Below are 12,255 nucleotides of genomic sequence, written 5' to 3'. Positions count from 1 at the left end.
AGATCGTAATCACAGGATTAAGATATGATAGTCTTAACTCTTTATAGCTACAATTATGCCAGTTCTGACTATAGAAACCCTCTATTCTGAAGCCGCAAAGTTTTCAGCCGCAGAGTCTCGACACCCTGAACCCTTGCTTTATGGTGTGACAGATGGTAAAGCTGTTGGTACATACTTGGAAAAACAATTTAGAATGTATCTCAAAGAGAAGTATGAGTTTTTAGAGGGTAATTCAGCAAGTGGTATAGATTTTCCAGCGCTACTTGTTGATGTCAAAGTTACAAGTATTAAGCAACCGCAGTCATCATGTCCCTTTAAATCAGCACGACAAAAGATTTTTGGGCTTGGATATTCACTTCTCATCTTTGTATACAATAAGATAGACAATAGTACAAACCGAACTGCAACTCTCAACATTCTACATACGATTTTTGTAAGTTCTGAAAGGACAGCAGACTTTCAGATGACTCGTGGAATCCTTAATATTTTGCAAAACGAAGGTAACAAAGATGACTTGATTGCTTTTATGTTCGATCGAAATTTACCTATTGATGAAATTGAAGCAGTAAATATCGCTGATGAAATACTTATAAATCCACCAATTCAAGGATTCTTAACTATTTCAAACGCTTTGCAATGGAGGCTTCAGTACGGAAGAGTAATTGAGCGTGCTGGTCAACAAGAAGGAATAATCGCTGTTTATAAAAGCTAACTAATGACTCGTAATAACCTCAAATCAAAAGTAGAGTATGGAGATTTTCAGACACCCTTAGAGCTATCTGAAATGGTGTGTCAAAAGTTAATTACTCTTGGTATAAATCCTGATGTAATAATTGAGCCAACTTGCGGAGTGGGTAATTTTATTGAAGCTGCTGCACACTCCTTTAAATTAACCAGTAAAATTATTGGATTAGAAATAAATTCAGATTACTTACAAGAAATCGAAAAGAAACAGCAGATTTTACAAGATAGAAGAATTGAGGTGAGCGAAGGTAATTTTTTTAGATTTGATTGGCATTCATTAGTAAACAACCTAGATGGCAAAATATTAGTGCTTGGTAATTTTCCTTGGATTACAAATTCGCGACAAGGGGCAATGGGTGGAGTCAACTTACCTGAAAAGAATAACTTTCAAAAACATAATGGTTTAGATGCTATGACAGGTAAAAGTAACTTTGATATTTCAGAATGGATGTTAATACAGGTTGTTCACTGGTTGCAAAACCGTGATGCTTCTCTGGCGATGCTTTGTAAAACATCAGTATCAAGAAAAATATTAAATTATCTATATGCTAAAAAGCTCAATCTTGCTTATTGTGCAACTTACAAAATAGATACAAAAAAATACTTTGATGCCAGCGTTGAAGCTGGTCTATTATTCTGTAAATTTGATTTAAGTTCAAAAAGATATTTTTGTGATGTATTCAGTGACTTGAAAACCTCAAATTATTTACAGATAGGGTATCGAAATAATATCCTGGTAGGAGATATCGATTCTTTTGAGAAGCTTGAAAAACTATACGATATTAACAGTCAGACAAAATGGCGTTCAGGGGTGAAACATGACTGCTCAAATGTAATGGAATTTTATCGATCGGGTGATACCTTCATCAACGGCTTAGGAGAAGTAGTAAATATTGAAGATATATATCTTTTTCCTTTACTTAAAGGCTCTGATATTGCTCAAAATAGAACGCAAACTACTGAACGGTTTGTGCTGGTGACTCAGAGATTTGTTGGAGAGCCAACCGAAAGCATAAAATCTTTTGCTCCCCAAACTTGGAGCTATTTGGAAGCTCATGCAAAATACTTGGATATTAGAAAAAGTAAGATATATCATAATAAACCTCGCTTCTCTATTTTTGGAATTGGTTCCTACACTTTTGCTCCTTGGAAGATTGCCATCTGCGGACTTTACAAAAAATTAGATTTCAGGTTGATTGGTAAAATAAACGATCGACCTGTAATTTTTGATGATACTGTATATTTCCTCAGTTTTGATGATAGAATATCTGCCTCTGAAACTTTTCAGCTTTTGACTTCTCTATCTGCCATTAGTTTCTACTCATCCTTAATCTTCTGGGATGAAAAGCGCCCCATCAAATCTAGCATTCTCAACAGCCTAAATCTGAAAGCCTTAAAGCTTGCTCTTCCCAAACCCTCAGTTTCTCCCTAACTATGAAACTTCCCTAAGTGTCACACTATCTCTACTTACTTTAAAAAAACTAATCCACAATCATATCAACATACCCAGAGATACCAAATATGTATAATTTTGCAGGTTTCAGCGTCGGATTTGGCCTTCTAATATTGCTAATCTTCGCCATTCTCCAATGGCTACACATACCCGCAGGTAGCTTTCTAGATTGGGTAATTGCCGCCGCAACTTTTGAATGGTTACTACTAATAGTTACAGTTCCCTGGAATATTCACTTTGAATCTAAAGAAGTTTTAGCAGAAGGCGCTCAATCAAAGGAAAAAGGTATTCCAGTTGATGAAAAACAAATCAAATATGTGGGAATGTTGGCTCGTCGTTCCTTGTTAGCTGCGATCGCACTCCACCTTCTCTCTGCCATCGCACTTTATACTCTAGCTATTACAGGCATCAGTGTAGTTGGTTACATCAGTTCTGGCGCAGCTTTGCTATTAACTATTTTACGCCCAGCTATACGCGCCTATCAATATTTAGCAATGCGTTTAAGAATGATTCGCGGTCAATTTTTACATCCCCGCGAAGATATTCTCGAACTCCGCGATCGTTTTAGCAATATTGAATGTACAGTTAAACGCCTCGAACAACAACTAAATCCCGATAATCCTACTTCTTGGATAGCATCCCAACAGCTACAATGGGAAGCAACGCGCACTGAATTAACTCGCTTAGCTGCTGGATTAGAAAACCAACGAGCAACAAATCAAGCAGAACATACTCAGTTAGCTAGAGAAGCGCAAAGTGCGATCGCTCAACTTAGCACTGATGGACAAGTTCTAGATCATGTCCGCGAAATAATACGTTTCTTTAAAGAAGCTTAAATCCTGATAGGAATTATGCACAGTTTACGTAACGCGGCTATTTTAGCGGTGAAAGAACCGCTAAGATGGCGGCGTTACAGGTTTTTAATTTTTAATTTTTAATTCTTAATTCTTAATTTCGAGAGATATGTTATAAATATATTGAGATTTGTTAATAATTATTTACCAAATGCTGGTTTCCTCCTCTGGCACGACCAAAATCAAAAAATTCTTGAAAGAAAAAATATTCTTTGGGAATGAGCCAACACCTGAACTTATTGCCATATTACTCATCTACTTCGTCCAAGGCATTTTAGGACTAGCACGCCTAGCGGTTAGTTTCTTTCTTAAAGATCAACTCAGCATGAGTCCCGTTGAAGTATCGGCAATGCTGGGTGTAACCGCCTTACCTTGGGTGATCAAGCCCTTATTCGGCTTCATGTCCGACGGGCTGCCGATTTTCGGCTACCGCCGCCGCCCTTATATAATTTTATCAGGGCTGTTAGGCACATCGGCTTGGATAGCCTTAGCAACAATTGTTCACAGTCCTTGGGCCGCTACAGCAACGATCGCTTTTAGTTCTTTATCTGTGGCCGTCAGCGACGTAATCGCAGACTCCCTAGTTGTAGAAAGAGCAAGGAAAGAATCGGCTAAAGAGGCCGGTTCCTTACAATCCCTATGTTCGGCAACCACAGCCGTTGGCGGGCTAATTACAGCCTACCTTAGTGGTTTCCTCCTCGAACGGTTTAGCAGCCAAACAATATTTTTAATCACTGCTTCCTTTCCCCTAATCGTCTCAGCCGCAGCATGGTTAATAATCGAAGAACGAGTAAGCGATCGCTTCAACTTCAACATAGTTAAACAGCAATTCACCCAACTGCGCCAAACTGTCACCCAAAAATCTATCTGGTTGCCTACCGCCTTCATCTTCTTCTTGCAAGCCACTCCAAGTGCAGATTCAGCCCTCTTCTTCTTCACAACCAATGAATTAGGCTTTCAACCCGAATTTCTAGGTCGCCTGCACTTAGTTACAAGCTTTGCCTCCCTCGCAGGTGTCTGGCTGTTTCAGCGCTTCTTCAGATCTATCCCATTTCGCAAGATGTTTGGCTGGTCGATCGTCCTCTCAACGACCCTGGGCATGACAACTTTGCTGCTAATCACTCACACTAACCGCAGTTTAGGGATAGACGACCATTGGTTCAGCCTGGGAGACGGACTAATTTTAACAGTCATCGCAAAAATTGCATTCATGCCGATCCTAGTGCTCTGCGCTCGACTGTGCCCAAAGGGAGTAGAAGCTAGCTTATTTGCTCTACTAATATCAATAAGTAACGTCGGATTTCTCCTTTCCTACGAGTCTGGTGCATTGCTAATGCACTGGCTCGGAATTACCGAAACTAACTTTGATAAACTCTGGCTCTTAGCCACGATCGCCAACCTCTCAACCCTTCTGCCTTTGCCATTTTTAGGCTGGCTACCATCCACCAATCTCGATACAGAACCCGAAGAAGGATACCATTCTTCTATTCCTATTTTACAACCAGAAATGGCTAGTTCTAAAATTGTAGGACAGCATTTTATGCCGGAATTTCTGCCAGATTTAGTACCAACAATTCAAGATAAATTAACGACTGAAGACCATAAATAATTAGTCAATCTCTCTGTGTTTATCTGTGTTAAAATATAGCTACAATCTGCCGTAAAAAAATCAAAATCTCTACACTATGCAGAAACTAGAAATTCATCAACCCGTATCCTACGATCGCAAAGACTGGCAGCGCGGCTATGAATCCCAACCCCAGGAATATAACTACTGGATCGACGATGTAGAGGGTGAAATTCCCTCAGATTTGCAAGGAACTTTCTTCCGCAACGGCCCCGGTTTACTGGATATCAACGGCCAACAAATTCACCATCCTTTTGATGGCGATGGTATGGTTTGCGCGATCGCCTTTGCCAATGGTCGCGCTCACTTTTGTAATAAGTTTGTCCGCACGGAAGGCTATCTCGCCGAACAAGAAGCAGGTAAAATTCTCTATCGTGGCGTTTTCGGAACTCAGAAACCGGGGGGATTGCTAACGAATATTTTTGACTTCAAAACCAAAAATATTGCTAATACTAACATTATTTACTGGGGCGGTAAGCTTTTAGCATTGTGGGAAGCCGCAGCACCGCACCGCCTCGATCCCTATACCTTAGAAACATTAGGATTAGATTACCTCGATGGAATATTAAAGTCTGACGAACCATTTTCAGCTCATCCTAGAATTGAGAGCAAAGATGGAAAAGGTAATACATTAGTTAACTTTTCTGTCAAGCCTGGATTATCAAGCACGATTACTATTTACGAACTTGATGCTGACGCAAAACTATTGCATCGCCACAGTCATCTAATCCCAGGTTTCGCCTTTCTGCATGATATGGCGATTACACCGAATTATTGCATATTCTTCCAAAATCCTGTAGCATTTAATCCTTTACCTTTCGCCTTGGGATTACGAGGTGCGGCGGAGTGCATTAAATTCGATCCAAATCGCCCAACGCAAGTGATTTTAATTCCCCGTAACCCAAATCAAGGGGAAATAAAAGTTTTAGAAGCCAAGGCTTGTTTTGCCTTCCATCATGCTAATGCTTGGGAAAAAGAAGGAGAAATTTTTGTTGATTCTGTTTGCTATGAATCATTCCCAGATGTGGAACCAGGGAAAGATTTTCGCCAACTCAATTTTGATAGTATTCCTGCCGGTGAATTGTGGCGTTTCCGGCTGAATTTACAAGAAGAAACAGTTCAGCATGAAGTAATTGAGCGTCGATGTTGCGAGTTTCCAGTTTTGCATCCAGATCGTGTTGGTCAGTCTTACAGATATCTTTATATAGGGGGTGCTGAGGCTGAATCTGGGAATGCTCCTTTGCAGGTAATTTTGAAGATTGATTTGGTTAATAACGAGCGTCAAATTTGGAGTGCTGCACCGAGGGGTTTTGTAGGGGAGCCTGTTTTTGTACCGCGAAATTCTTTTGAAAGTGAGGATGATGGATGGTTGTTAGTATTAATGTATGATGCGGCTAATCATCGTTCTGATGTGGTGATTTTGGATGCTATTGATATTGCTCAGGGGCCTGTGGCGAGGTTGCATTTGAAGCATCATATTCCCTATGGTTTGCATGGGAGTTTTGCGTCAGATATTGCGGGTTGATGAATGTGTAATAGCGGGAGTTAAACAAAAAATACGAGCTAAATAAGTTATAATGTTTGCATAGCAATACTGTTAAGATTTAGAGTCTCAGTTGTCGCATACTCTTTCTCTAAATTGATTAGTTTCTCTTTCCGAACAACTCCCCAACGATATCCTCCGACTCCCCCAACTTTGGGTACAACTCGATGACAAGGAACAATCAATGCTACTGGATTTGTTGCACAAGCGCGTGCCACAGCGCGAACAGAATTTGGCTGTCCAATAGCATTAGCAATATCACTATAAGTAACAGTTGTACCAGCAGGAATTGCTTGTAAAGCATTCCAAACTTGTAACTGAAATGCAGTAGCTTTCACGTCACAGGGAAGATTCGGCAAAGGTAAATTACCGCTAAGATAATCTATCAAAGATTGCATCCATTGACACAATTCTGGATCGGCTTTTTCCAGGGAAGCATTGCTAAATTCTAGTTGCAAATCGCTTTCAAGTTCTGCTGCATTATTGCCGAGGCGAATGTTACAAATTCCGCGCTTAGTTGCAGCTACAATTACAAAACCGAGAGGGGAATTAGCGATTGCATAACGTATTTCTTCACCGTAGCCAAGCTGTTTATAAGTATTAGGAGTCATGCCGAGTTGTTTTGGTGCTTTTTCATATAATCTACTACTAGAGCCGTAGCCGACTTCGTAGAGGGCGGGTGCGATTTCTTCTCCCTCTCTGAGATGTTCTTTTAAACGTTTAATCCGCAGGGAATCGGCATATTGAAAAGGCGAAACGCCGATTATTTGTTTGAATATTCGCTGTAAGTGAGTGGGACTCATTTGGACGCGATCGCCTATTTCTGATAAGGTGGGTATGCGATCGCACTCTCCCTCGATATAACGACAGGCTGCAATTACCTTGTCTCTGGCGGGATTGTCAACAGTCGCATTTTGTGGCTGACAGCGCTTGCAGGGACGGAAACCTTGATTTTCTGCGGCTTCAGGTGAGTTAAAAAAAGTAACTTGGCTGCGGTTTGGTTTGCGACTGGGGCAGGTTGGACGGCAATAAATGTTTGTCGATCGCACGCCGTAGAATAGTTTACCATCAAAGTTGGTGTCTCGATTCAGGATTGCTTGCCAAAGGGTTTCTTCTGAAAAAGATAAAATTTGCGGTGCTGATGCGTGCATAAATATTAAAATTTAACTACATGACTTTAGCTTAAACATATTTTTAATTAGGTTCTATCCGATTCTTGCGATCGAATTTGAAAAAGTGGATAAAATATGATGAGGTTTGAAGATGCGATCGCCGCGCCTTACTCGAACTTCCCATCGAAGAACGAAAATTGCTACAATCCATATTGGATTTAGAACCATCAGGTCATTAGTATCCCATGCAAACTCTTCCGACTGCTACAACAAACTTCCAGGTATCTAGTGACCTGTTCATTAAAGATTGCCTTCGCGCTGTTCATCGCCTCAAAGTCACCATCACCGTTTTTATTCTCGCCCAAAAAGTCAAGAAAAAAGTTAAGGGTCTTTTTCAACAAATAATCATCCATTTAGCTAGACTATTAAGTGAGCCTGTTGCAGGTAAACCGCCCGATCATCAGGACGATCCAGAGCGCGATCGCCCTCATTGGTGGCAAGAAATTAAAAGCTTTGTCACCCAAATTCAAGCAGAACATCTATCTGAAGCTCAATTGCGGAAAATTCTTGAAGACGCTTTTAGTCCAGAAGATGTCGATGCTGTCATAGAAGCGTTGAAACAAGCATCGGAAATCATGGGAGATCCACCCCTAAACTTGTTTCAATAAATAAAACAATAGGTAACAATTATGGTTTCCCAAATCACATCACTGAGAGTAGCAATTAACGCTCTTAAGCAGCATCAAGAGAAGCTGGAAACTCAACTCGGTAAAAGCAAGTTAGAACGGCTGATATTTAATCTCGAAGAAATCAATTTAGACATTGAAAATTTTGCCAATGAGCTAATTAATGCTGCCACAAAAGAAGCAGCTTTAGAGCCGCTTACAGAAACAGTTGATTCTTTTCAATATGGTTCTATTCCTCACATATTAGGACATCTTGAGACAATAGAAGAACTATTGGAAAACAACATAGATAGACTTACCAGCAGGAGTGATGACTTTAGGGTGAATTTAATATCTAAATGAAAAATCCTCGCCAACTAGCATTTATCGCCCTCCGCGAAGTCCACCGACGCGGCGCATTCGCAGACGTGGCCCTCGATCGCACTCTCCGCAACTCCGAACTCAGCGAGCTCGATCGCAGACTCCTCACAGAAATAGTCTATGGTAGCGTCAGAAGAATGCGATCGCTCGATTTCCTCATCGACCAACTCGCCAAAAAACCCGCCTCCCAACAACCCCCAGACCTTCGCACAATTTTACACATCGGTTTATATCAACTCCAATATCTCACCCACATCCCCCCATCTGCGGCCGTTAATACCACCGTTCAACTAACAAAAGAAAACGGATTTTCGGGCCTTAGTAGCTTTGTTAATGGTCTATTGAGACAATACACCAGAATTACCCCCCCAACCCCCCCTTATCAAGGGGGGGCTAAGAGTATTGCTTACCAAGAGGATGCTAATAGTAATACTAATAGCCCCCCCCATCAAGCAGAGGCTCAAAGTATTTCTAAAACCCCCCCTTACCAAGGGGGGGCAGGGGGGGTTAATTTACCCCTAAAACTACCAGAAAATCCAATCGAACGCTTAGGAATTATCCACAGTTTCCCCGACTGGCTAATACAATTCTGGCTAGAACAAATCGGCGAAACCGAAACCGAAAAACTCTGTCAATGGTTCAATCAATCCCCCACAATTGACCTACGAATTAATCCCCTTCGCACCACCATTGACGAAGTAGAAAACGCCTTAAAATCTCATAATATAGCCGTTAATCGCATCCCCTATTTACCCCAAGCTTTAAGATTAAATGGCAGCATCGGCGCAATTTATAACTTACCGGGATATAACGAAGGTTGGTGGACAATTCAAGACAGCAGCGCTCAATTAGTCACCCATTTACTCGACCCCCAACCAGGGGAAACCATCATTGATGCCTGCGCCGCACCGGGAGGAAAAACCACCCACATCGCCGAATTAATGCAGGATAAAGGCACAATTATCGCCTGCGATAAAACCGAAAGCCGACTCAAAAAACTCAAACAAAATGCCGAAAGAATGCAGCTTAAATCTATCGAAATTCACATAGGAGATAGCCGCAATTTTCCTAACTTTACCAATATTGCCGATCGCGTCTTACTAGATGCCCCGTGCTCAGGACTGGGAACCCTCCACCGCCGCGCCGATGCCCGCTGGAATCACACAGAAAAAAATATCGAAGAACTCTCAATACTACAATCACAATTATTAGCAAATGTCGCCACATTTGTCAAGCCCGGAGGTAAATTAGTTTACGCAACCTGCACAATTCACCCCTTAGAAAATGAAAACATTATTGAATCATTTTTAACCAATAACCATGAATGGCAAATCGAACCACCAACCCTGGATTTACCTATCCCAAAAACACCAGAAGGATATCTAAAAGTCTGGCCGCAAACCCAACAAATGGATGGCTTCTTCATAGCCAGCCTAAACAAATTCTAGCTTCACACTAACATCTTGTACCATTGCCAAAAGCTTGTAAGGGCAGGTTCGCCAAAATCCACAATAAAAGGGAGAGATTTATAAAACCAGCCCCGACTCTCCCCGAACTAAAGTTAACCGTTAACCGTTAACAATTAACAAATCAAACCTTAGCTTCCAAAGACTTAAGAAACTCAGTATTGACCCCTGACTCCCGCGTGAGAGAAACCTTACCAGTTCGAGCAATTTCTTTGATGCCAAACTTATTTAACACCTGAACAATTGCCACCATTTTACCCGGATCGCCCACCACTTCCAAAGTTAGAGAATCTTCGCCAATATCCACCACTCGTGCTCTAAAAATTTGAGCTAATTCCACAATCTCCGATCGCGTCGCGCTAGTAGCATTAACCTTCATCAACATCAATTCTCGCTCGACACAGGGAATTTCAGTTACATCCTGCACTTTCAGCACATTAATTAACTTATATAGCTGCTTAGTGAGTTGTTCAATAATCCGGTCATCTCCCGGTACTACCATTGTAATCCGAGAAAATCCACCTTGCTCCGCCGGGCCAACGGCCAGACTCTCAATATTAAAACCCCGACGGGCAAATAAACCAGCAATTCGAGTGAGGACACCCGCTTCATCTTCAACCAAAACCGAAATAGTATGTTTCATTTTTCTATCAAGACTCGCCGCGTGCGGTTCTGTTGAAGCCAACCCGCACACCCATTTTACCTGCACGTAGTTATTTTATCCTGAGTGGTCAGTAGTAGGGTGGGCGCTGCTAATATCATCTTTCTCACATTTGGATCTAAGTAAGATGGGTACTGGGTAAGGTGGGCGCTGCTAATATAATTTTTCTCACGCCAGAGTCTAATCGTAGCAGCGCCCACCCTACAAAATGTAGCTTTAAACAGGCGTTTCCGGCTTCAGATCGCTGGCCCCATCCTTAAACACGATTCGCAACAGCGGAGGCGCTATAAACGTCGTCAGGATGACCATCATAATAATCGCAGCTTCCAAGGGTGGTGAGATTACCCCACTAGCAGAACCGACTCCTGCAAATACTAAACCAACTTCGCCTCGCGGAATCATACCAACACCGATCGCTAAACGATTAATATTCCCTTGACCCCAAACTGCTGCACCAGTCACAACTTTGCCCAAAATCGCAACTACAATTAAGAAAATTGCGACGATCAGACCTTCTCGATTAGCTGGAACTGCTGGGTTAAGTACACCCAAATTAGTTTTAGCACCAACACAGACAAAGAAAACAGGCACCATCACATCTGCGATCGGTTCTATTTGCCTTTGTAGTTCTTTGCGTTTATCTGTTTCGTCAAAGACTAAACCGGCAGCAAAAGCTCCTAAAATTGCTTCCAAGTGAATAGCAGCACCAATGTAGGAGAGAATAAAGGCGAAAACTAGGGCAGGAATCACCAATCCGCCGCGAGTTTTAATTCGATCTGAGATCGCCACAAAGGATTTATTGAAAATATTCCCTAGTAGAATTGCCCCCACTAGAAACACAGTAGAACTGATAATCAGATAAATCACATTCGTCACATCTACTTCGCCAGTTTTAGCCAAACTAGCCACCACTGCCAAAACGATGATACCTAAAACGTCATCAATTACAGCCGCGCCAACAATAATTTGACCTTCCTTAGAAGTGAGTTGACCTAATTCAGATAAAACCTTGGAAGTAATGCCAATACTCGTTGCCGTTAAGGCTGCACCTGCGAAAATTGCGGGGATTGCAGGTACTCCAAACAGCGTCATCAAGCCCACAGTGCCGGCAGCAAAAGGGACTGCGACTCCTACAAAAGCTACAATTGTCGCTTGGGCTCCCGCTGCCAGTAATTCCTTTAAATTGGACTCCAAACCTACTTCAAACAGCAGGATAATCACGCCTAATTCTGATAAAACGGAAATGACTTCACTCTGAAGTTGAAAAGTCGCCGGTGCTGCATCGGGGCTCAAACCAGCAGTTAGTTGAAGGAAGTTCATTACTAGAGAGTCAGAACTACTTACCGATCCTTCGGGAAATACCAGTAGGTGTAAGGCAGAAATTCCGACAAGTACGCCGCCAACTAATTCGCCTAATACAGGGGGGAAACCTAGCGCATTAGATAACTCCCCGCCAACTTTGCTGGCAAGGTAAATTACAACTAAACTCAACAGCACTCCTGCAAGTACCATTGAGGGTTCTGCCTCTGTTGCAGTGGCCAGCAGAGGCGACAACAAAAATTTTGGGGTTAACGAAGTTAGCCAGGTAATGGAGATTGCCATTAGTTCCGCAGAAATGCAACCTGTTTAATTTATCAGGAATATTGGCTGTTAAGAGTTACTGGTTAACAGTCGGTGGTTTCAATTACAACCTATCTGGGTCAATTTCTGGCGATCGCATTCGCTTCGTAACGCCGCCCTCTGGGCGGT

Annotated in this window: 11 protein-coding genes; 8 read left to right on the top strand and 3 right to left on the bottom strand. The window is 42.0% G+C overall.

All coding sequences use genetic code 11. From position 1 onward, the window contains the following. The first annotated feature begins 55 nt into the window (after positions 1 to 55). The 5 genes from PY364_RS14875 to PY364_RS14855 all read left to right on the top strand — a co-directional run bounded on the left by PY364_RS14875 (position 56) and on the right by PY364_RS14855 (position 6,203). Complete coding sequence (locus tag PY364_RS14875; RefSeq protein WP_275523631.1) at positions 56 to 712, top strand: restriction endonuclease; 657 nt, start codon at positions 56 to 58, stop codon at positions 710 to 712. A gap of 3 nt (positions 713 to 715) precedes the next feature. Further along, on the top strand, positions 716 to 2,176 hold the full coding sequence (locus PY364_RS14870) for a class I SAM-dependent methyltransferase (RefSeq protein WP_275523629.1): 1,461 nt from the start codon (positions 716 to 718) through the stop codon (positions 2,174 to 2,176). 89 nt (positions 2,177 to 2,265) lie between these two features. Further along, a complete protein-coding gene (locus PY364_RS14865) occupies positions 2,266 to 3,033 on the top strand; it encodes a hypothetical protein (protein WP_275523627.1) in 768 nt (255 codons plus the stop codon). A gap of 169 nt (positions 3,034 to 3,202) precedes the next feature. Continuing rightward, the gene (locus PY364_RS14860; RefSeq protein ID WP_275523672.1) at positions 3,203 to 4,660 is read left to right on the top strand and encodes a folate/biopterin family MFS transporter; all 1,458 of its coding nucleotides are present in this window, start codon (positions 3,203 to 3,205) and stop codon (positions 4,658 to 4,660) included. A gap of 76 nt (positions 4,661 to 4,736) precedes the next feature. Next, a complete protein-coding gene (locus PY364_RS14855; protein WP_275523625.1) occupies positions 4,737 to 6,203 on the top strand; it encodes a carotenoid oxygenase family protein in 1,467 nt (488 codons plus the stop codon). A 47-nt stretch (positions 6,204 to 6,250) separates the two neighbouring features. Here PY364_RS14855 and ada read toward each other — a convergent pair whose 3' ends face one another. Beyond that, positions 6,251 to 7,372, bottom strand: a complete 1,122-nt coding sequence (gene ada, locus PY364_RS14850; protein WP_275523623.1) for a bifunctional DNA-binding transcriptional regulator/O6-methylguanine-DNA methyltransferase Ada — start codon at positions 7,370 to 7,372, stop codon at positions 6,251 to 6,253. A 206-nt stretch (positions 7,373 to 7,578) separates the two neighbouring features. Here ada and PY364_RS14845 point away from each other — a divergent pair, with 206 nt between their 5' ends. Genes PY364_RS14845 through PY364_RS14835 form a run of 3 tightly spaced genes read left to right on the top strand, consistent with a single transcriptional unit; the run spans position 7,579 to position 9,827 of the window. Beyond that, a complete protein-coding gene (locus tag PY364_RS14845; protein ID WP_275523621.1) occupies positions 7,579 to 8,001 on the top strand; it encodes a hypothetical protein in 423 nt (140 codons plus the stop codon). A gap of 21 nt (positions 8,002 to 8,022) precedes the next feature. Continuing rightward, a complete protein-coding gene (locus tag PY364_RS14840) occupies positions 8,023 to 8,361 on the top strand; it encodes a hypothetical protein (protein ID WP_275523619.1) in 339 nt (112 codons plus the stop codon). Further along, a complete protein-coding gene (locus PY364_RS14835; RefSeq protein WP_275523617.1) occupies positions 8,358 to 9,827 on the top strand; it encodes a 16S rRNA (cytosine(967)-C(5))-methyltransferase in 1,470 nt (489 codons plus the stop codon). The genes PY364_RS14840 and PY364_RS14835 overlap by 4 nt, the downstream gene beginning before the upstream one ends. A gap of 142 nt (positions 9,828 to 9,969) precedes the next feature. Here PY364_RS14835 and ilvN read toward each other — a convergent pair whose 3' ends face one another. Both ilvN and PY364_RS14825 read right to left on the bottom strand, forming a co-directional pair. Beyond that, the gene (gene ilvN / locus PY364_RS14830) at positions 9,970 to 10,488 is read right to left on the bottom strand and encodes an acetolactate synthase small subunit (RefSeq protein WP_275523615.1); all 519 of its coding nucleotides are present in this window, start codon (positions 10,486 to 10,488) and stop codon (positions 9,970 to 9,972) included. 234 nt (positions 10,489 to 10,722) lie between these two features. Then, positions 10,723 to 12,108 (bottom strand): cation:proton antiporter, encoded by a 1,386-nt coding sequence (locus PY364_RS14825; RefSeq protein WP_275523613.1) that lies wholly within the window; start codon positions 12,106 to 12,108, stop codon positions 10,723 to 10,725. Positions 12,109 to 12,255 lie beyond the last annotated feature (147 nt).

The organism is Kamptonema sp. UHCC 0994 (genome assembly GCF_029167235.1).
In the GTDB taxonomy this organism is placed as follows: Bacteria; Cyanobacteriota; Cyanobacteriia; order Cyanobacteriales; family Microcoleaceae; genus Kamptonema.
This window is presented reverse-complemented; position numbering and strand designations above follow the sequence as displayed.